Origin of the sequence: Sediminibacterium sp. (assembly GCF_019264485.1) — a bacterium.
Classification (GTDB): domain Bacteria; phylum Bacteroidota; class Bacteroidia; order Chitinophagales; family Chitinophagaceae; genus Sediminibacterium.
Genome location: NZ_JAHVAA010000013.1, coordinates 109,554 through 131,537, shown reverse-complemented (window position 1 = coordinate 131,537; position 21,984 = coordinate 109,554). Strand labels below are relative to the sequence as shown.

Genomic DNA, 21,984 nt, shown 5'->3' with positions numbered 1-21,984 from the left:
CACTAAAATGTCAAATTTAACCTCTTCCATTGACTTCAGTTTGAAGTATAAAGTGGCCGATATCAGTCTGGCTGACTGGGGCCGTAAAGAAATTCGTCTGGCCGAAGCAGAAATGCCCGGTCTGATGTCGCTCCGTGCCGAATATGGTGCTTCTCAGCCCCTGAAAGGTGCGCGTATTGCCGGCTGTTTACACATGACCATCCAGACCGCTGTGTTAATTGAAACACTGGTTGCCCTGGGTGCCGAAGTGAAATGGAGCTCATGTAATATTTTCTCTACACAGGATCAGGCTGCTGCGGCTATCGCTGCTGCAGGTATCGGTGTTTTTGCATGGAAAGGCCAGACACTGGAAGAAGCTGACTGGTGTATTGAACAGACTTTATTCTTTGGTGGTGCCGATCGTCCATTGAACATGATCCTGGATGATGGTGGCGACCTTACCAATATTGTATTCGACAAATACCCTGAGCTGGTTCAGCATATCAAAGGTTTGTCTGAAGAAACCACTACTGGTGTTCACCGTTTGTATGAGCGTATGGCAAAAGGTACTTTACCAATTCCAGCGATCAACGTAAACGACTCTGTTACCAAATCTAAATTCGATAATAAATACGGTTGCCAGGAATCACTGGTAGATGCGATCCGTCGTGCTACTGATGTAATGATGGCTGGTAAAGTAGCTGTTGTAGGTGGTTATGGTGATGTGGGTAAAGGTTCTGCCCTCTCTTTACGCGGTGCAGGCTGTCGTGTAATTGTTACTGAAATTGATCCAATCTGTGCTTTACAGGCAGCAATGGATGGTTTTGAAGTAAAGAAAATGATTGATGCTGTTAAAGAAGCCGATATCGTTGTAACTGCTTCAGGTTGTCGCGACCTGCTGACTGAAAAACATTTCCGTCTGATGAAAGACAAAGCGATCGTTTGTAATATCGGTCACTTTGATATTGAAATTGATATCGCCTGGTTGAACAATAACTATGGTCATACCAAAGACACCATCAAACCACAGGTTGATCTGTACAATATTGATGGTAAAGATGTAATCATCCTGGCTGAAGGCCGCCTGGTTAACCTGGGTTGTGCAACCGGTCACCCATCATTTGTAATGAGTAACTCTTTCTCTAACCAGACTTTGGCTCAGATTGAACTCTGGACCAATTTCAAGAACTACGAGAACAAAGTGTATGTGTTACCTAAACACCTTGATGAGAAAGTAGCCCGTTTACACCTGGCAAAAGTGGGTGCTGAACTGGATGAACTGACTGATGAGCAAGCCGATTACCTCGGTATCTCTAAAGTGGGTCCTTTCAAAGCAGACCACTATCGTTATTAATATTTTGTGTGATTTTTATGCGAGCCCGGTATGTATGTACCGGGCTTTTTTATAGAGAGAAGTCCGGAAGTCGGAAAGTCCGAAAGTCCGAAAGAGGTTTTATTGAAAGTAATCATCTTCCGGTCTTTCGGACTTTCAGACTACACAATAATGCCTGCTCTTTTTATGAACGCCGCTTACTGATTTATCTTATTTTTCAGTTTCAAATTGCTTGTATATGAAAAAGTTGCTCGGCTTTCTTTCGTTATCATTATTCGTGTTTGCTGTTTCGGCTCAACAGACAGATCCAATTCATATTATACCACAACCTTTATCTCTTATAAAAGGAGATGGTGTGTTTGGTTCAAAGCAAACCATGAGTTTTTCCATACATGGAGCAGGTACAGATAATATTGCCCAACAGTTTACCGTGCGTTTCTCAAATGCAACAGGTACCGTTTTAAAAACAGAAAAAACCAATACTGATATCGAATTTCATCTGCTTGATAAATCAGATAATGAATTAGGATCAGAAGGGTATCGTTTAACTGTTCTGCCAACAAAGATTACACTACATGCTAATCAGCCAGCCGGTTTATTTTATGGTATGCAAACCATATTTCAGTTATTACCAAAAAAAGCGGAAGGTAACAACGGGTTAAGAGCGAAAAACGTATGGAGCATCCCTGTAGTTACCATCACTGATAAACCCCGTTTTGGCTGGCGCGGACTGATGTTTGATGTAAGCCGTCATTTCTTCACCAAACAGGAAGTAAAACAGTTTATTGATGAAATGGTGCGTTATAAATTCAACCTGCTGCATCTTCACTTAACAGATGACCAGGGTTGGAGGATACAGATCAAATCATTACCCCAGCTTACCGATATTGGTGCCTGGAGACCGCTGCGTGAAGGTAAATGGGCCAACACACCTGATCCCTCGCCCGATGAACCCAAAACCTATGGCGGTTTTTATACGCATGATGATATCCGCGAACTGGTACAGTATGCCAAAGACCGTTTTGTAAATATTTTACCTGAGATAGATATTCCCGGTCATAGTATGGCCATGCTGGCTTCTTTTCCGGACCTATCGGCCACACCCGGCACTAAATATTGGGTGAATGCGGGTGAAAAATTCATGGAATGGCCGGCAGGTGCTCATTTCTATGCTTTGAAAGACAATAACCTCTCTCCCGCTAATGAAAAAGTATACCAGCATTTAGACAAAATATTTACCGAAGTGGCGCAACTCTTCCCCTTTGAATACATTCATATGGGGGGTGATGAAACGGCTAAAAACTTCTGGGAAAAAAGTGATGAGATCAAAGCATTGATGCAAAGAGAGAAACTGAAAGATATGGACGCGGTTCAAAGCTATTTTGTAAAGCGGGTAGAGAAAATCATCAGTTCAAAAGGTAAAAAGATGATGGGTTGGGATGAAATCTTGGAAGGTGGATTAGCTCCTGGCGCCTCAGTCATGAGCTGGAGGGGTATGAAAGGTGGTATTGCAGCAGCCAAAGCCAACCATACCGTGGTAATGTCGCCCACCGATTTTGCCTATTTAGACTATTATCAGGGTGAGAAAACCATGGAGCCGCCGGTGTACGCAGGATTACGACTTCAGAAAGCCTACCAGTTTGACCCATTACCCGATAGTATTGATCCGAAATTCATTCTTGGCGGTCAAGGCAATCTCTGGACCGAGCAGATTCAAAACTTCAGTGCTGTACAATATATGCTATGGCCCAGGGCATTGGCCATTGCAGAATCGGTATGGTCGCCCAAAGAGCGTAAAAACTGGCCTGATTTTATTAACCGGGTGGAACAACATTTTGAAAGGATGAATTTTGCCAAAATCAGGTATAGTACTGCCATGTACGACCCCATTATTTCGGCTCAGAATGATGGAAAAGGCAATCTTATACTCGTGGTTGACAAAGAAATACCCGATATGGCGGTTCATTTTTCAATAGACGAAAGCAACCCAGACCATACATACCGCCAATACCAGGCCCCCTATACCCTACCCAAAGACGTAGCCAATGTTAAGTTTGTCTGCTACAAAAACGGGAAACAGGTTGGCCGGCAGATTAATATTTCGGTGGAGGAGCTTAAGAAGAGAGCACCGAGGAGGTAAGGAAAGAAGCTGCAATCTACAAGCTGCAAGCAGTAGGTTATTGGGTAATATGATATTGATACAACGATTAAAAGGGATAATCACGCAAAAGCGATTATCCCTTTTAATATCCAAAATCATACTTGTAGCCTGTAGCTTGCCGCTTGAAACTTAAAACTCGCAGCTTCTTTCGCCGACTTCCCTGCCGTTCATCCTAAACCGTACATTTGGTTTCTGCTACTCATCACAGTGAGACGGCCTTTAATATTTCTTTAAGAATTCCCCTGAAAACCTTTACTGCAAAGGGTTATAGTGCTATATTAACAATGCTTAACATTGGCATTAACACCACTCATAATATCACTCATCCTACGCTTGTAACTAATCACAATTCCCTTCGTCTATATATCACTCGGTTCTACTTTTGACTTGTCAATTCAATCAAAAGAAAAACGACAAACTAATTATAAACACATTAATAAAAAGAAAATGAAAAAATTAATCATCCTCACCTTAGCGGTGATCGCCCTTGGAACCAGCGCTTTTGCTGATACCAACAAAAAAACAAGTTATAATGGTGCCAGCCATTTCAGCTCAACATTTACCACAGCCAAAGAAGTAAACTGGAGCGCTGATGCCAAATTCGAAAAAGTAAGTTTTCTGGAGAATGGTATTAAAAAAGAAGTGTTTTATACCCACCAGGGTGAACTGATTGGTTCGGCTAAAGCTTTTGCTTTCGACAAATTACCAAAATCTGCCCTGCAGACGATCACTACTAAATACACTTATCCTGAGTTTCAGCTTGAAGATGTGATCCAGTTTGAAAATGCAGAAGGCGAAACCAGCTATTTTGTATCGATGGATAACGCTGATATGAAGATTGTATTAGAGATTTCAGCTTTCGGACAGGTGAGCGTTTTCTCTAAAGAAGTTAAATAAAACAGCCCTTAGCATTGATTCGATATGACCCGGCCTGTAAGCCGGGTTTTTTATTATCGTTATAAGCTTTTAACATTTAGCGTTTAACTACTACCGATTCCTTAACTTACCGGTGATTATTACCAACTGAAAACCGGGGTCCCGTTCAGGAATGCTTGTGCGCACTATTTTATATCGTTTGCTGTTTTTTGCCTTCTGCTACACCTGCTTCTATCCCGCTTTGTCGCAAAACAGGTTACAGGAAGACACCGTTTTCTTTCTCGCACATAAAAAAGGGTTACTCGGAAAATTGGGTCGTGCTGTGTCCATACGCGGACAGGAAGATATTATTACAGAAAACAAGGGTGCTGTAAAAAATGAAGCAGCATTCCAGCCTTTTAAAGGCAAAATTATCCGCCAGATCAGGGTTGATAAATTGTCTTTTGATAATTCCGTAAACGATACAAGCCGTTCTGGGAGACGGTTGATGAATGATATCAGCGATGCACTTTATACAGGTACTACCAATAAGACCATTTTACGCAATCTTTTCTTTGTCACCGGCGACACCCTTTACCCCTACCTTATGGCTGATAATGAAAGATTCCTGCGCGAACTGTCTTATTTACAGGATGCCAAAATTGTTGTTGCAGATGTGAAAGACGATCCCGATGCCGTGGATGTGATCATCCGTTGGAAAGACCTCTTTCCAATCGGTGGCAGCGCAGAAATTGGCTCGGCTACCAGTATGAGTCTCGAACTCAATAACGATAACCTTTTTGGTTCCGGCGACCGAATACAGTTCAGGGGCTTATATGATATGGACCGTAAACCCGATTTTGGTTCCGGTATTGAATACACCAAAAGAAATGTGGGCGGCAGTTTTCTTAATCTTTCTTTTGGTTTTCAAACCCAGGCACCCGCATTCAACAGTGGAAGAAGAGAAGAAAAAGCATTGTACTTACGTGGCGAATTACCACTGGTTAGCCCTTATCATCAGTGGACAGGTGGCTTTGAAGTAGGTAAACACCTGACCAGTAACAGCTATCTTACAGACTCTCTTTATAAAACAGGATTCAAATACAATTATCGTTTATTAGATGGCTGGCTGGCTTTAAATATTGGCGCAAGAACAAAACTGAAACAGAATCTCTCCTCCAGGTTAAAGAGATTTGCCGGCATCAGAGGGGTACAAAGATTATTCAATGATATACCCGAGCAGTTTAAAACAACTTACAATTATTATTATTCCAATGTAGAAGCCGTACTCGGTAGTTTCACCATTTTTGAACAGGATTATTACCGCACCAATTTTCTGTACGGTTTTGGAAGAAATGAAGACGTTCCTGAAGGTTTTAGCTTATCGGTTATAGGCGGATGGGTTCGCAGAAATAATGTGGAGCGTCCCTATATTGGATTCGATTACCAGCGCGATTATTTTTCTGATAGTAAAAACTATGTCAATTATATCATCCGATTTGGGACTTACTTCAATAAAAACCAGTTTGAAGACATTAGCGGTTTAACCAGTATTGAATATTTTACCAGACTCAGAAAAATCAGTGGCAGCCACTGGTTCACGCGTCATTTTTTAAGTGGAAGTATTACACAACAGGTAAGAACAGTATTGAATGAACCCTTAAGACTTACCAGCATTTTTGGTATACCGGAATTAAACACCAATTCAGTTCGCGCATCCACACGCATAAGTGCCAACTGTGAATCTGTTTTTTACAATACCACTAAAACCTATGGGTTTAGTTTTGCCCCTTTTGTATTTACCAATATTACTTACCTGAAAACCATCGGTCAGGGTTTTGACAAAGGAGATATTTACACTTCTTTTGGCAGTGGTGTTCGTACCCGAAATGAGAACCTGGTTTTTGGAACAATGGAGTTGAAACTCTATTATTACCCAAGAACTACGGGAAGAATGACACCCTGGAACCTCACTTTTAATACAGGTCTTCGATTCAAATACAACAGCCAGTTATTACGTAAACCCGATTTTATACAGGTAAACTGATTTTTAACAGACCAATTATCATAAACCTATACGGGGCTTCAACCTTTTACAGTAATTTTCGTTTATAAACATAAACAAGTATATCATGAAGAAATTATTCTCTTTTTCGATCCTGATGGGATTGATGTTCACTACCATTACAGCCTGCGCTCAGGGCGGCGGAGATCCTTCAAAAAGACCTAGTCCACCTGCCAAAGCAACAGAAACTATTGCCAGCGGTGCTACCATCACGATCGATTACAGTTCGCCTTCGTTGAAAGGACGTACCATTGGTAAAGATGTAGAACCCAAAAAAGGAGAAGTATGGCGCGCCGGTGCCAATGATGCCACAGTATTCGAAGTAAGTAAAGATGTTACCATAGAAGGCAAAACATTACCTGCCGGCAAATACGCATTCTTTACTTTAGACAATGGCAGTGATTATACCCTCATTTTCAACAAAACTTCAAAACAATGGGGGGCTTACTCTTACAAGCAGGCCGATGACGCTTTACGTGTAAATGTAAAACCCGGCAAGTCAGATACTTCAGTAGAAAAACTGAATTATAGCATCAGCAAAGCCGGCGTGGTTACACTCACATGGGGTACACTAAAGGTTGATTTTACAGTGAAATAATCTATCCCGATATTTATGGCCACAGATCCGCAGCTTATTACGCGAATCTGTGGCTTTTTTATTCCTATTCACCTAAAATGCAGAACCTTTGCATAAGCTATCTGTATTTATAATAAATGGTACAAGCATATAATTTTCTGGCCAGCTGGCAATTGTTTCCCGAGAAATGCGATTTTCAATCGGGTATCCCTCCTAAAAGCGGCAACTATAAAATTGAATCTATCGAGAATGGACATGCTTTGGGCATTAGTATCAACTGGGTATCGATGGATAATGAAGCCTATTATACCCAATACAATATTATTCCTGATGGAGCATTAAGGGCATTTGATAATACAGACCTTGCCGACAAGGCTGAAGCTACCATCATCAATTCCTCTACCCTCCTGTTTCGTTTTCTCAGCAATGAGCAAACCGTTCTGGAAGTGAAACATGAAATCATGCCCAACGGATATCTCAAACTTACACAGCAGGGCACTGATGCTTCCGGAAAAGCTTTTGTTAATATTGAGATATACCATAAGCAGCTCAGTGTACTACCTTATGCTTCTTCTGTTGCTGGTGTGGCTATACGTCCCACAAAAGAAGGTGTAATTAAACACAAAGCCCTTTCGGCAATGGAAGACCAGACCAATATGCAACTCGATCAGATCAGACAGCAGATTGAATTACTGGCCAGACAGGCACAGGAGATCAGGAAAAGAAAGGAACTGAGTATGATGATTTATGAGGCCAAACTGAATTTCAAACCTCAGATAGGACATATCTATCATCTGTATGAAAAAAAGGATGGTCAACATATACTTTCACTCGTATCGCCTCAGGAATGGGGAGGATCCGGGCCATTCAGACAATTTGTTTCATCTGTGCGTTTATTAGCCGATCATACCTGGGTTGAAATAAATAATTAAATTACAATTCATCAAGTAAACAAGATACAAGTATGGTTATAGATCATTTACATAATGCAGGTAAATATTACGGTCTAGGTAATGGTATCGAAAAAGCATTGCGCTTTTTACAGGAACACGATTTACTGTCTTTGGAAAATGGCAAACACACGATCATTGAAGACAAAGTCTTTGCCATTGTTCAGGAATATGAAACAAAAGATCCGGCGCTGGAGAAACTTGAATCACACAAGAAGTTCATTGATGTACAGTATGTAGTAAAAGGTAAAGAAAAAATGGGGCATGCATTATTACAAACGCAAACTCCATCTCGTCTTTATAATCCGGAAGATGACTATATGTTGTTTGATGAGTCTCCCGATTTCTTTTCAGTAGTAACTGAAGGCATGTTTACTATTTTCTTTCCTGATGACCTGCATATGCCATGTATTCAGCATGGAGATACCGGACAAGTTAAAAAAATTGTCTTAAAAGTAGCTGTAGACATTTAATGATTGAAGAACTCCTCCCGTTCTCTTATTCTCCCTGTTAAAACCTTTCTGTATTTGCAGGGAGAATAAGAGAACGGGAGGAGTCATTTAATAAATTTCAGCTACTGCTAAAGATTGGCCTTATAGATAGGAAGCGATTTCTTTTACAGAAGCTCTTTTTCTGTAATCGGGATTAAAGAATACATATTTAATCTTCCCATTTTTTCCAATAACATAGGTAGCTGGTACTGGCAGATTGGCACCATTTCCCCCATTAACCACATTAAAATCGATGCCGAAATTTTTATAGCGGTCGATTGTAGCCTGCGGAACAGCAAAATTTACCTGATAATCTTTCATGATCTTCATCTGCACATCGCTGATAACAGGAAAAGACGCTTTTGTTTTTTCAACTGTTTTCACCACATTTTCCTGTATTTCAGGTGATATGGCTACTACTGTAGCTCCCTTTCCGGTAATCATTGAAAGAGAGTCGTTCATTTGGCTCATTTGTTTATTACAATATGGGCACCACTGTCCACGATAAAACATCAGCACTACATCTCCCTTTTTCAGGGCCGACTCAAGCGAAAAGGTTTTCCCATTCATATCAATGCCGTTGAACATCGGCGCTGTATCACCCACTTTTAATCCGGCTGGCTCGGAGGTCTGGGCTTTTAACCCGAGAGAAAATAAAACAACTACTGCAGTTAAAAGGTATTTCATCTTTGCTTTTTTTATAATGACGCAAGAGGAATCATTTACTTACAAAAACCTAAAAGGCAATAACCGCTTTTTACCGATTCAGAACTATTAATGACCGACAATAGATGATAAACTTCCTCCTTTCTGGAATAATCTGTCTACTCTTTTTTCTATAGCCGGATCTTTGAGTACCGGTGGTGCGTGATGTGGTTTAATACGTGCATCAATAATCATCGGTCCCTTGCAGCCCCAATGTTTGTGCTCAGTAAATGCAGCCACTCCATGTATATCATGAGAAGGATTACAACGGGTATAAGTAACCCATAAATAATTATTTAAACTCGCCGCTGTAAAAGCAGCATCATCACAAACTATTATTTGTACAATACCCTTTAAATCATTTAATATCGGCTTGAAGGTTTCATCAAGCACACTCATTTCATTTGCCGCAGCAACTGCATCAGAATAGGTACTTATTTGCAGACAAATGACCCCGGGCATGACCATCTGTGCGGGTCCGAATGAGTTCTTTTCTGAAAACGACGCAGGTATTTCTGTAGCAAGTACTCTTTTGTTATCGCCATAGGCGGCCACTACTACTTTACTGCCTGTATTCAATCCGGTACCGGAATAATCCAATGTATCGATGGTTGTATTGGTATGAAAATGTATATCCCGGCTGAGGTCTACTCTTTCAAACAAATAGGTAAAAAAGTCTTTCACACGATGTGTACTCAGCTTTTGTGTGTCATCTGCCGTAATAAATAAAAATTTGGCGAGGCTGAGTTGGCCCGTTCCCAAAATATGACTGGCAATAGTGAGTAATTCTGCTGGTTGTTTTGTTGGTAAATAGGGCGTATAACGTTCACTGCCGATAGCTAAGAGCAAAGGATGAACACCTGCCGCATCTACTGCATGTACTTCTTTCACTCCGGGTATTTCCTGCGGAATGGCATCGCCTGTAATTTCATGTATCAATTGTCCGAAACTGGTATCTTCCTGTGGGGGTCTTCCGACTACCGTAAATGGCCAGATAGCATTTTTCCGCGCATATACTTTATGCACACGCATCAAGGGAAACGAATGTTTTAGGCTATAATATCCCAGGTGATCTCCGAAGGGTCCCTCTGGCTTATTTTCTCCCGGATAAACTTCACCGGTAATTACAAAATCAGCATCAGTACTGATACAAAATCCATCTGCATAAGTATACCTGAATCTTCTGCCACCCAAAACGCCTGCGAATGTCATTTCACTGATTCCTTCCGGCAGAGGCATCACTGCAGATACAGTATGCGATGGCGGCCCACCCACAAAACAACTGACTTTTAATGGAAGCCCTTTGCGATTGGCTTTGGTCTGGTGTACGCCAATACCCCGATGCAGCTGGTAATGCAGGCCAATTTCGCGGTTGGTCTCGTATTCATTTCCGTTTAGCTGAATACGGTACATACCCAGGTTTGCTTTCATGATGCCGGGCTGATCAATATCTTCCGTATATACCTGTGGCAAAGTAACAAAAGCACCTCCATCATTGGGCCAGTGGTGAATCAGTGGAAGATCACTGATCTGAATTTCTTCATATAAAACCGGTTTAGTAAAAGGATTTCTTAGTGGTAATGCTTTTAATGCAGCCCACCCGGCGCCGAAATTTTGCAAAGGGTGTTTTATGGCTTTGATGGGATCACCTTTCAGTTCAATGAGTTTCTGAACTGAGGCCAATGTATTCCTGAATATAAAACGACTGCGATCGAGTGTTCCGAAAATATTAGATGCCGCTCTGAAACGAGAGCCTTTTACGTTCTCAAACAACAAAGCAGGACCTCCTATTTCATACACACGTAAATGAATAGCGGCCATTTCAAGATAGGGGTCCACTTCTTCTTTTACACGTACCAACTGACCATTCCGCTCCAGGTCAATTAAACAGGATTCAAGAGATGAGTATGCCATAAATACAAAACACTAGTCAGTAAAAATTGTTGAAAATCCTTATACCTATGCAAATTACGCTATTGCCTTCATCCTGTTGATGCTTTGATTTTTATTTACGATCTTGTTATATTCCTAAACCCAAAACAACCTGCCATGCTTCATCATTTCACCGACCATGTTAACTGGTTATCACTCATCATTGGTTCAATCGCCTATTTTTTACTTGGTGCCATCTGGTACGGAGGTGTATTCTCCAAGGCCTGGGTGCGATTATCGGGCATCAATCCAAATGATCCGGATATGAAAAAAGGAGTGGCTCTTACAATGATCAGCAGCTTCCTGTTCATGGCACTAAGCTGTATTGGTTTAACTATTTTCAGACAACTGGTACCCATGAATAACTATGCCGATGCCTTTCATCTTGCCATACTGATTTCTGTCTGCTTCAGTACTCCGGCCATCAGCATCGGATACCTGTATAATAAAAAACCGGCTGCATTGTATTTTATTGACTGCTGCTATCATATCCTTGGATTGATCATTGCCAGTATGATCATGCAGTATTTCGGATAAGTAATTCAATCGGAAGTCGGGCAATACGCATAAAATCCCGACTTCTGATTAACTTTACCGCATGACAAAACTCAGTGTGAACATCAACAAGTTTGCCACGCTCAGAAACAGCCGGGGTAGCGATAATCCGAATGTGTTGAAAGCTGCAGTTGATGCAGAAAAATTTGGCGCCGATGGCGTAACGGTTCACCCACGTCCGGATGAAAGACATATACGTTATGCTGACACACGTGCCATCAGAAAAATCATCACAACTGAATTTAATATTGAAGGCAACCCAACCGAACAGAAATTTGTTGATCTTGTATTGGAAACCAAACCCCATCAGGTAACATTGGTTCCGGATGCACTGGGGCAGCTTACCAGTGATCATGGATGGAATACCATCGAACATAAAAATTACCTGGTTAATATTATCGGAATTTTTAAAACCGCAGGTATCCGTGTATCCATTTTTGTTGATCCGGTGATTGAAATAGTTGAAGGCGCTGCATTAACCGGTACCGACCGTATTGAATTATATACTGAAGGATACGCTAAGTTATTTGCAGAAGGTAAAGCTGCAGAAGCGGTTACACCATATGTAAAGGCCGCAGCTAAAGCAAAAGAGCTTGGTTTGGGTATTAATGCCGGACACGATCTTGATCTTACCAATCTCAAATATTTAAAACAACATATCCACTATCTGGATGAAGTAAGCATTGGTCATGCCCTGGTATGCGATGCCATTTATCTCGGGTATGAGAATGCAGTTCAAATGTATAAACGTCAGCTATCATAATTCCTTGCCCCGGATTTCAATCCGGGGCAAGGAATTAATACCTGCATTATATACTTGTTTACTCAAATGCACGCTTGTGAAAAAAATTATCATTGTTCTGTCTCTTCTCCTATCCCTTCAATCCAAATCACAGAAGATACAACCTGTTTATCCTGTTCCCACCAAACAACAACTGGTATGGCATGAAAAGGAGTTTTATCTCTTTATTCATTTCGGCCCGAACACTTTTACAGATAAGGAGTGGGGTGAAGGCGATGAACGACCCGATATTTTCAATCCAACACAACTCGATTGTGGGCAATGGGCGCGTGTCGCCAAACAGGCTGGTGCCAAAGGCATTATTCTTACTACAAAACATCACGACGGATTCTCCCTATGGCCCAGTAAATACAGTACACATACAGTGAGAGAAAGTAAATGGATGAATGGCAAAGGTAATGTGGTGAAAGCTTTATCAGAAGCCTGTAAAAAAGAAGGGATTGAAATGGGTGTGTATTTATCTCCGTGGGATAGAAATCATCCCAAATATGGCACACCCGAATACAACGATATCTACATCGCTACCATGAAAGAACTCATTCAGCAATACGGCCCTTTTTTTGAGTTCTGGTGGGATGGCGCCAATGGAGAAGGTCCCAACGGGAAGAAACAGGTATATGACTTCAGGCGATTTGAAAATGCAGTTTTCAAATTACAACCCAATATGATCATCTTCAGCGATATTGGTCCGAGTATCCGTTGGTGTGGCAATGAAAAAGGATTTATTGGCAACACCAATTGGAACCTGCTTGATACGGCTGGTTTTGCACGTGGACTTGGTGCGCCACATGTTGACACTTTGAATCAGGGAAATTTTAATGGTAAACACTGGATACCTGCTGAAGCGGATGTATCTATCAGACCGGGATGGTTTTATCATAAAGAAGAAGATGATAAAGTAAAAACACCGGAAACCTTATTTAATATTTATTTACGTTCTGTTGGTAATGGGGGAAATTTATTATTGAATGTACCTCCCGACAGAAGAGGATTGTTTCACCCGAACGATTCTGCTGCACTGATGGGGTTTGCCAGAATGAGAGCGGAAGCTTTTCGTACAGACCTGTTTGTAAATGCTGTCATTACAACGAATGACCCACAAAAAAAGAATTTATTAAACCTGACCGATAAAAATATCAGCAGTTATTGGGCTGCAAAATCGGGGAATGAAGTTCAGTTAACTTTTACCATTCCAGGTGAGCAAACATTGAATGCAGTGAGCCTCGAAGAAATGATTGACTATGGACAAAGGGTGATTTCATTCAGCATTGAATACTGGCACAAAGACCGTTTCGAAAAAATATTCAGTGGAACTACCATCGGGAGAAAAAAAATAGCCAGTTTCAGTACTATTAAAACAGACCGGATACGAATAACTATTCATGAAACAAAAGCTCCCGTTGTGCTCAGGTCTGTTGGTGCTTATTATATCAAAACCATGCCCTAACCCTTTTTCCCAGCGGCTAAAATTATCTGTATGTGTTATTAAAGACTATACATGTTTATATGTAAATAGCCGACCTGCTTAGTACCTGTTATCCACTAAAATATTCATTCGTCATTTTAAATATGATGAACAGGATGTTCTGTGTAGATTGCCGCTATAAAACGATACAACATGAAGAAATTATTGTTTGTCTGTTGCCTGCTCAACATAGGTTTTGTTCAGGCACAAAGAATACTCACTACACCACCAAGCGGGGGCAATAAAAAAGCCATGACGGGTGAACAGATAGGTTTAACCACTGTCACCATTCATTACGATCGCCCGGCTGTAAAGGGCAGGGAAGGAAAGATATGGGGACAACTGGTACAGCCTGGTTTTTTTGATCAGGGTTTTGGCAATACCGCCGCTGCGCCCTGGCGTGCTGGCGCAAATGAAACCACTGTTATTGAATTTGATAAAGATGTAACCATCGAAGGGAAGCCCCTAAAAGCCGGTAAATATGGTTTCTACATTGCTTATGGTGCCGAACAATCAACTTTAATTTTCTCTTATGACCATCAGTCATGGGGTAGTTATTATTATGATCCAAAGAAAGATGCACTTCGGGTTACGGTGAAGCCAGTGGCCACTGCACAATCTACAGAGTGGCTGCGTTATGATTTCTCAAATCAAACAGAATCTGCTGCTACCATCAGCTTAATGTGGGAGAAGTTGGCCATCCCATTCAGGGTTGAGACCGATCTGGTTCAACAACAACTTGGTATATACCGGCAAGAACTCAGAACAGATAAAGGTTTTTACTGGGCTCCCTGGCAGCAGGCCGCACAATGGTGTCTTGATAAAAATGTAAATCTGGAAGAAGCGTTACAGTGGGCCGATACAGCTGTAAATACCACATTGGGTGACCGTAATTTTGCTACACTTTCAACACGCGCGAGGATTCTTGAAAAACTTGGGCGATCAGCAGAAGCTGCAACAGGCATGAAAGATGCCTTGAATATGGGTAATATGAACCAGATTCACCAATATGCACGCCAATTATTACAGCAGAAGAAAAACACGGAAGCATTAGAGATATTCAAATTAAATCTGCAAAAAAATCCTGGGCAGTTTACACCACTCCTCGGAATGGCAAGGGCTTATTCGGCAGTGGGTGATTATAAAAAAGCATTGGAAATGGCAGAAAAAGCCCTTCCCCTTGCCCCTCCCGGTGCCAATAAAACCTTTGTTGAACGTGCATTGACATTGTTGAAAGAAGGTAAAGACATCAACTAAAAACCATCTATATTTTTCCGGCTCCGGACTTAAGTCCGGAGCCGGAAAAATATAGATAAATTCGATTTGCTATCTTTGTCATATGACTAATCCTTCTCCCCTCGTTGGTATCATCATGGGTAGCGATAGCGACCTGAGTATTATGCAGGCTGCAGCAGATATGCTCAAACAGTTTGGTATTGCTTTTGAATTAACGGTAGTATCTGCACACAGAACACCACAGCGTATGGTTGCGTATGCCGAGAAAGCAAAATCCAGGGGGCTTCAGGTGATCATTGCCGGTGCCGGTGGCGCTGCACATTTACCCGGTATGGTGGCTGCAATTACTACATTACCCGTAATTGGCGTACCCATCAAATCATCCAATTCCATCGACGGATGGGATTCTGTATTGTCTATTCTGCAAATGCCCAATGGTGTTCCGGTAGCAACAGTGGCTTTGAATGCGGCTAAAAATGCCGGCATCCTTGCTGCGCAGATCATTGGCTCTACTGATACAATTACAGGAGAAAAATTAGCTGCTTATAAAAAGCAGCTACAGGATGAAGTAAGTATCAAAATAGAAGGTCTTAAACAAGAATGGCCAAATGGTTTTGACGAGTAGTATATATTCTAGTCAATTACCAGTATCGTAAACCCTGATTCAAGGCTTAAAGAGTTATTAGCCACCATATCTATCCAATCTTTCCCATAACGGGCATACCATCCCGATAGATTATCTACACGCTCCTGTAAACTATCATTGGGGAATAACTGTTTTTTCAGAGACTGAATCTGTCGTTCTTCTGCTTCATACTTTCTTTTCTCAGCCCTCAACATTTTCTTTTCCAGTTCTGCCAGTCGTTTGGATGATTTTACAAATAATGATTCTACATGTGCTTTCAGTGTTCCATCCACTGCACCTGCCTGCTGTTTTATTTGCTCATACAATACCTTGAGCTGTTCAGTTTCATTATTTAATGCAAGCTCCCTGCTGGTTCTTTTTTTCACCAGTTGTTCCAGTAACAGGTTTGCCTTGTGAAAGAGTGTTTGATGATTCAAGTCCAGTTGTTGCATACGCTTTTCCTGATCTGCTGTCATAACCAGGAACGAGTTACGCAATAACAGTACAGGATATGGTACTCCTATGGCCTCAAATACATTTTTTAATTCCAGCCAGTAGGCCAGTTCTCCACCACCACCGATAAAGGCAATATTTGGTAAAACTGTTTCCTGGAAAGCACCACGCAATATTACATTCGGACTAAAACGTTCAGGATATGTTTTCAGTTCTTCTAATATCTGTTCCTTTGTAAAACGCAGATTTAAGGAGTTTACCAGATAATCATCTCCTTCTTTTTCAATTCTTTCTCTCCGGTCATTGATCAGGTAAAACAGGTTGATTTCTCTTCCGCCAGCCTGCACCTTATAATTTTTTCCCAGTTCACTAATGGTACCACTTACGATCTGATGTGAGAACCCTTCCAGCAATTCTTTTTGTACGATGGAACTGAATGCCGCTTTCACCGCATGCTGATCGGGTATCAGCACTACCAATCCAAACCTTCCAAAGAGTGCATTTACCAGATCCAATGTAGCTTCCTGTATGGTTCTGCCAGGAGTATATGCCTGTCTGAATAAATCAGACAATTCTTTTCCGAAAGGCAACACGCCAGTTTGTCCCTCAATACTGTCTAATAATTTAATCAGTTCTTTATCTACCGTCATCCGGCCAACAGCACCTGTTTGTTTGGTAGCCCAGTGTAAGGCATTACCATCAACAGTAACCTGCCCAAGTTCATCCAGGTCAGCATCCTCACTACCCATATAATAAACTGGTACAAAACGATAGGCAGGTAGTTGTTCAGATAAATATTCAGCCAGTTGAATGGCGTGTAAAATTTTATAGATAAAATAAAGTGGTCCGGTAAAAATATTGGGTTGATGTGCGGTTACAACAGTGAAGCTTTTTTCATCTCCCAGTGCTTCAATATTGGCAGTTACAGCCCTGTCTGTACTGATTGTATTGTATTGCTGCTGTAAACTACTAACCAGCACATTACGGGGTGTTGCAAATTGTTGACGGGCTTTGATAGCATCCTGTATACCCTCCAGGTTGGGCATGTGCGCATAAAATGGACGAAGTGTTGATGTCTGCGCTAAATAATCGGCCACAATCGATGAAAAATATCCGGTGCTTTCGTAAGATAAACGGGTACAGTGATGCTTCATATGAGGCGTAAAAATACAATTTACTGCAAATACATGGTGCCGCTGGTAATTTTTAACAGGGAGCGTGAATAGTGAATGACCAATGGTGAATAATTGTTTACTGCTGGTCGCCAACCATACCAGTATGCTCCTGTATTCACCATTGACCATTGACGATTCCCGGAATATTCCTAAATTTATTGCTATTACGATTGCCATATGGAAACCTACGGAAAGATTATCCTGATAGCCATGCCTGTATTCTTATTACTGGTACTTTTTGAAAAATGGTATGGCTGGTATAGGGGAAAAGAGACCGTTCGTACACTGGATATGATTTCCAGTCTTAGTTCCGGCGTTACCAATGTTACCAAAGATGTCCTCGGTCTTGGCATTGCTGTCATCAGTTATGAATGGATGGTAGAAAAGTTGGCCATTACCCAGGTACCTTCCGGAGCACTCACTTATTTTATTGCGTTTATAGCGCTTGATTTTGCCGGTTACTGGATACACCGGATTGCGCATGAATACAATTTTTTCTGGAACAACCATATCATTCACCATAGCAGTGAAGATTTTAACCTGGCCTGTGCACTTCGCCAAAGTATCTCTTCGATTGTAAAAATTTTCACCATCTTTTTATTACCAGCCGCCCTGTTAGGTGTGCCCGGACAGGTGGTAGCCATTGTAGCGCCTTTGCATCTGTTTGCACAGTTCTGGTATCATACACAGCATATTGATAAAATGGGTTTCCTGGAAAAAATTATTGTAACGCCCTCCCATCATCGTGTGCACCATGCCATTAACAAGGAGTATATGGATAAAAACTATGGGCAAATTTTTATTTTCTGGGATAAAATGTTTGGAACCTATCAGGAAGAATTACCAACTGTACCGGCTGTGTATGGCATCACAAGACCTGTACATACCTGGAATCCCATCAAAATTAATTTTATGCATTTATGGTTACTGATTAAAGATGCATGGCATGCGCAAAGCTGGAAAGATAAGTTCCGAATCTGGCTCATGCCTACCGGCTGGAGACCGGCAGACGTGGCTGAAAAATACCCGGTATACAAAATTGAAGATGTGTATCACTTCCAGAAATACGAATCGGGAAATACCAAAACATTACTCACCTGGGCCTGGATACAAATGGTTTCCACACTTTTGCTTATCAGTTATTGCTTTGGCAATATTGCTGCCATTGGCAGTCCGGATATATTTATCTACGGCGGGTTTATTTTTTTGCAGGTCTATGCTTTTACTGAACTGATGGACAGAAATAAATATGCCTGGATTTGGGAAATATTCAAATTCGTTTTTGGCATTACAGTATTAATACGTACCGGGGACTGGTTTGGCATGAGCAATCTTTTCAACGGAGCTTTTTACGCAATGACAACCTATCTGGTGCTTTCCCTTTTTGTTGCCTTTTATTTTTCATGGATAGAAAACCCGAGAGCTGTACAAACAGAGAAATAAGGAATAAGAAACAGAAGAAGTAAGAAAGAATCCAACTTTCACATTCCTTATTCTTTATTTCTCTGTTCCTCTGTTTACTACACCACTTCTCCTTCCAGATCGTAATCGTATGCTTTTGTAATTTTTACCTGTACAAAATCGCCGGGTATTAATTTTTTTGTCGAATGTACTACCACTTCATTATCTACTTCTACACTGTCAAATTCTGTTCTTCCCAGGTAGCGGCCCGCTTCTTTTTTATCGATTAACACTTTAAAAATTCTGCCTATTTTTTCCTGGTTCTTTTCATAACTGATTTCCTGTTGCACTTCCATAATTTCCTGTGCTCTTTCTGCTTTCAGCTCGGCTGAAATATTATCTTCCAGGTCGTAAGCACCGGTATTTTCTTCATGGCTGTAGCTGAAAATACCTACACGGTCGAAACGGTGTTCACGTAAAAAATCTTTCAACTCTTCTACATCTTCTTCTGTTTCTCCCGGAAAGCCTGCAATTAAAGTGGTACGCAAACAGATACCAGGTACTTTTTCCCTGATCTGTTGAATCAGTTCACCCATTTCTTCTCTGGTAATATTTCTTCGCATGGCTTTCAGCATATTGTTGCTGGCATGCTGCAGTGGCATATCGAGGTATTTGCAGATATTATCCCTTTCGCGCATCACATCCAGCATCTCAAGCGGAAACTTACTGGGGTAAGCATAATGTAAACGTATCCATTCAATACCTTTTACATCTGCAAGTGCATTCAATAGTCTGGGGAGCTCACGTTTTTTATAAATATCCAGTCCGTAATAAGTGAGCTCCTGTGCAATCAGCATGATCTCTTTTACTCCCTTTTTTACCAGGCCTTCCGCTTCAGCCACCAGTTCTTCAATGGATTTGCTGATATGCTGTCCGCGCATCAAAGGAATTGCACAGAAAGAACAGGTACGGTTGCAACCTTCGCTTATTTTCATATAAGCATAATGCTGCGGGGTACTGAGTAATCTTTCACCTACGAGTTCCGCTTTATAATCTGCTTCAAATTTTTTAAGGATCAGGGGTAATTCCATCGTGCCAAACCAGGCATCTACTTCAGGCATTTCGGCTTCAAGATCGCCACGGTAGCGTTCACTTAAGCAACCCGTTACATACACTTTATCCAGTTTTCCTCTTCTTTTCAGTTCTACCTGGTCGAGAATGGTATTGATACTTTCTTCTTTGGCCTTGTCAATAAAACCGCAGGTATTCACTACCACTATATTGTGATCAAATTTTTTATTCTCATGCACTACATCAATGGCATTGGCGCTCAGTTGCCCACTCAGCACTTCACTGTCTACCAGGTTCTTGCTGCAACCGAGGGTGATGATATTAACCTTATCTTTCTTTAGTGTTTTCGATTTCATACGTGGCGGCAAAGGTAGTAATTAGGTGGCAGACACCTGTTGCTGCAGCAGAAAGGAACGTTGAATCATAAATACATTCAGGTTTTTGCCATGATCCATCATATCGGCTTGCCGTTGAAAATCAGCTTTTTGCAACAATGCCACCGATGGCAGGTTGGCAGGTTCGGTAATGGCAAAAATTTCAGGTCTCTCACTCTGAGTTACCAGCCATTGAAGCCCTGCAAACAATAATTCCTTTGCCCATCCTCTTCCCTGTGCCCAGGGCATCAGGGCATAACCAATATGCAAAGCTTCACGGTCGGGCATCATCAGCACCGAAAAGGTACCGGCAAAAGTCTGTGATCCTTTTTCACCAACATAATACCTGCCAATAGCAGACCCAGTTTGGTATAACTGAATATTTTCAAGTAAAAAAGCATCACATTCCTCTCTGCTTTTTACCGGTCGGATATAACGCATTACTTCAGGGTGGCTATTTAATTGATAAAATGCCTCCGCATCAGATCGATCAAATTGCCTGATAATCAGATTATTAGTTACGAATAAATCCACTGTTTAATCTTTTTTTAATTTTTTATGACCCGATACGGTACAAAGAAAGCATTTTTGTAATGCAATCGTTAGCTACTATTTTATGAAAAATGTTTACCATTTTTTCTCCCGACCTGGTTTTTTGTCTTCAAATTACACGTTGAAGTTCTTATTTATTGCTTTTATTGGTGTGCATATACCTCTCATTGTGCTTATTATGGCTGTGGTGTTTGACTGGATACCACTAAAAGGCTGGAATGTAATATTGGTAGCCTTAGCTGCTACACTCATTGCAACTGGTTTAACCCTCTTATTACTAAAAAGCCTTTTATGGCCAATACTTCAGGCTAAAAATGCATTACAGGATTATACCCGAAAGAAGGTCATTCCGAGTTTACCGGTTCATTATACCGATGAAGCCGGACAATTATTGCAACAGGTGCAGATTGCTATCGATTCCATGGATGCCTTGTTAAAAGAACGAAAAGATATACTGACCTTATTATCACACGATCTCCGAACCCCTTTTACCCAGTTAATTGGTTTGGGAGAATTATTACAATCAGAAAAAAGCGAGGAACTTTCTGCAAAATATGGTGCCATCATTCAAAAAATGGCAGAAGAACAATTGATATTTATTAAGGACATCATTCAAATACTAGAAACAGGAAAAGAAGATGAAATATCCCATGTTTTTGAAGCCAGAAATATTGCTGATATCTTATCACTGTCAATTGATATGCAGCAGTTGTCTGCTGTAAGAAAACAGATTCAGCTCTCTGTTCACCCGGTCCCTGCTATTCAGGTAAAATGTAACAGCCGTTTATTATCGCAGGCTATTTCCAATATTATAGGCAATGCCATCAAGTTTTCACATCGGGGTGGCGAAGTGATTGTGAAAATTCATGTATTCAGTGGTCATATTCATTTACTGGTTGCCGATAAAGGAATTGGGTTTGACACAGGAAAAGCAGCATTACTTTTCCAAAAATTTACTTCTGAAGGAAAAATGGGTACCGATGGCGAAGTATCATCAGGTGTGGGGCTCTACCTTACCCGTAAAGTTATTCAAAACCACGGTGGCATGATTGCTGCTTTCAGTGAAGGTAAAAACCAGGGTGCCGTATTTACGATTCAATTGCCCATTGCTAATTAACCCCTGCGGTTTATCTGCGCTATCTCCTTTCTCGGCGGTGAGCATTCTGGTACATTCACCGCAGAGAAAGGAGAACACAGTCCTCAGGATTCCTATCGAGAAGATTCGCA

Annotated in this window: 19 protein-coding genes; 14 read left to right on the top strand and 5 right to left on the bottom strand. The window is 41.2% G+C overall.

The window, feature by feature from the left end:
* The first annotated feature begins 7 nt into the window (after window positions 1–7).
* From ahcY to KXJ59_RS11390, 7 genes are all read left to right on the top strand, one after another.
* Entirely contained in the window at window positions 8–1,333 is a 1,326-nt protein-coding gene (gene ahcY, locus KXJ59_RS11420; RefSeq protein WP_295204677.1) for an adenosylhomocysteinase, read from the top strand.
* A 217-nt stretch (window positions 1,334–1,550) separates the two neighbouring features.
* The gene (locus KXJ59_RS11415) at window positions 1,551–3,452 is read left to right on the top strand and encodes a beta-N-acetylhexosaminidase (protein ID WP_295204675.1); all 1,902 of its coding nucleotides are present in this window, start codon (window positions 1,551–1,553) and stop codon (window positions 3,450–3,452) included.
* A 468-nt stretch (window positions 3,453–3,920) separates the two neighbouring features.
* Window positions 3,921–4,370, top strand: a complete 450-nt coding sequence (locus tag KXJ59_RS11410) for a hypothetical protein (RefSeq protein ID WP_295204674.1) — start codon at window positions 3,921–3,923, stop codon at window positions 4,368–4,370.
* Window positions 4,371–4,527: 157 nt separating this feature from the next.
* Window positions 4,528–6,375: a hypothetical protein gene (locus tag KXJ59_RS11405; RefSeq protein WP_295204672.1), complete on the top strand. Its 1,848-nt coding sequence runs from the start codon at window positions 4,528–4,530 to the stop codon at window positions 6,373–6,375.
* A gap of 85 nt (window positions 6,376–6,460) precedes the next feature.
* Window positions 6,461–6,991: a DUF2911 domain-containing protein gene (locus tag KXJ59_RS11400; RefSeq protein WP_295204670.1), complete on the top strand. Its 531-nt coding sequence runs from the start codon at window positions 6,461–6,463 to the stop codon at window positions 6,989–6,991.
* Window positions 6,992–7,107: 116 nt separating this feature from the next.
* Window positions 7,108–7,902 (top strand): DUF2452 domain-containing protein, encoded by a 795-nt coding sequence (locus tag KXJ59_RS11395; RefSeq protein WP_295204668.1) that lies wholly within the window; start codon window positions 7,108–7,110, stop codon window positions 7,900–7,902.
* Between the two features lie 32 nt (window positions 7,903–7,934).
* Window positions 7,935–8,393: a YhcH/YjgK/YiaL family protein gene (locus KXJ59_RS11390; RefSeq protein WP_295204667.1), complete on the top strand. Its 459-nt coding sequence runs from the start codon at window positions 7,935–7,937 to the stop codon at window positions 8,391–8,393.
* A gap of 120 nt (window positions 8,394–8,513) precedes the next feature.
* Here the strand turns inward: KXJ59_RS11390 and KXJ59_RS11385 are convergent, their stop codons facing one another.
* The gene (locus KXJ59_RS11385; RefSeq protein WP_295204665.1) at window positions 8,514–9,098 is read right to left on the bottom strand and encodes a peroxiredoxin-like family protein; all 585 of its coding nucleotides are present in this window, start codon (window positions 9,096–9,098) and stop codon (window positions 8,514–8,516) included.
* Between the two features lie 87 nt (window positions 9,099–9,185).
* Window positions 9,186–11,030: a UbiD family decarboxylase gene (locus KXJ59_RS11380; RefSeq protein WP_295204663.1), complete on the bottom strand. Its 1,845-nt coding sequence runs from the start codon at window positions 11,028–11,030 to the stop codon at window positions 9,186–9,188.
* A 135-nt stretch (window positions 11,031–11,165) separates the two neighbouring features.
* Between KXJ59_RS11380 and KXJ59_RS11375 the strand changes: the two genes are divergently transcribed.
* The 5 genes from KXJ59_RS11375 to purE all read left to right on the top strand — a co-directional run bounded on the left by KXJ59_RS11375 (window position 11,166) and on the right by purE (window position 15,731).
* Window positions 11,166–11,585: a DUF1761 domain-containing protein gene (locus KXJ59_RS11375; RefSeq protein WP_295204660.1), complete on the top strand. Its 420-nt coding sequence runs from the start codon at window positions 11,166–11,168 to the stop codon at window positions 11,583–11,585.
* A 61-nt stretch (window positions 11,586–11,646) separates the two neighbouring features.
* Window positions 11,647–12,366: a pyridoxine 5'-phosphate synthase gene (locus KXJ59_RS11370; protein ID WP_295204658.1), complete on the top strand. Its 720-nt coding sequence runs from the start codon at window positions 11,647–11,649 to the stop codon at window positions 12,364–12,366.
* A gap of 76 nt (window positions 12,367–12,442) precedes the next feature.
* Window positions 12,443–13,852 carry an alpha-L-fucosidase gene (locus tag KXJ59_RS11365; RefSeq protein ID WP_295204657.1) on the top strand — a complete coding sequence of 470 codons (1,410 nt, stop codon included), beginning with the start codon at window positions 12,443–12,445 and terminating at the stop codon, window positions 13,850–13,852.
* 171 nt (window positions 13,853–14,023) lie between these two features.
* A complete protein-coding gene (locus KXJ59_RS11360; protein WP_295204654.1) occupies window positions 14,024–15,127 on the top strand; it encodes a DUF2911 domain-containing protein in 1,104 nt (367 codons plus the stop codon).
* 82 nt (window positions 15,128–15,209) lie between these two features.
* On the top strand, window positions 15,210–15,731 hold the full coding sequence (gene purE / locus KXJ59_RS11355) for a 5-(carboxyamino)imidazole ribonucleotide mutase (protein WP_295204652.1): 522 nt from the start codon (window positions 15,210–15,212) through the stop codon (window positions 15,729–15,731).
* A gap of 8 nt (window positions 15,732–15,739) precedes the next feature.
* Here the strand turns inward: purE and bshC are convergent, their stop codons facing one another.
* Complete coding sequence (gene bshC / locus KXJ59_RS11350) at window positions 15,740–17,536, bottom strand: bacillithiol biosynthesis cysteine-adding enzyme BshC (RefSeq protein WP_295204650.1); 1,797 nt, start codon at window positions 17,534–17,536, stop codon at window positions 15,740–15,742.
* Here bshC and KXJ59_RS11345 point away from each other — a divergent pair, their 5' ends adjacent.
* Window positions 17,537–18,802: a sterol desaturase family protein gene (locus KXJ59_RS11345; RefSeq protein WP_295204647.1), complete on the top strand. Its 1,266-nt coding sequence runs from the start codon at window positions 17,537–17,539 to the stop codon at window positions 18,800–18,802.
* 77 nt (window positions 18,803–18,879) lie between these two features.
* Here the strand turns inward: KXJ59_RS11345 and rimO are convergent, their stop codons facing one another.
* Both rimO and KXJ59_RS11335 read right to left on the bottom strand, forming a co-directional pair.
* Window positions 18,880–20,187 (bottom strand): 30S ribosomal protein S12 methylthiotransferase RimO, encoded by a 1,308-nt coding sequence (gene rimO / locus KXJ59_RS11340; RefSeq protein WP_295204645.1) that lies wholly within the window; start codon window positions 20,185–20,187, stop codon window positions 18,880–18,882.
* A 21-nt stretch (window positions 20,188–20,208) separates the two neighbouring features.
* Window positions 20,209–20,739, bottom strand: a complete 531-nt coding sequence (locus tag KXJ59_RS11335) for a GNAT family N-acetyltransferase (RefSeq protein ID WP_295204642.1) — start codon at window positions 20,737–20,739, stop codon at window positions 20,209–20,211.
* A gap of 139 nt (window positions 20,740–20,878) precedes the next feature.
* Between KXJ59_RS11335 and KXJ59_RS11330 the strand changes: the two genes are divergently transcribed.
* Entirely contained in the window at window positions 20,879–21,874 is a 996-nt protein-coding gene (locus KXJ59_RS11330; protein WP_295204640.1) for a HAMP domain-containing sensor histidine kinase, read from the top strand.
* Window positions 21,875–21,984: the final 110 nt, after the last annotated feature.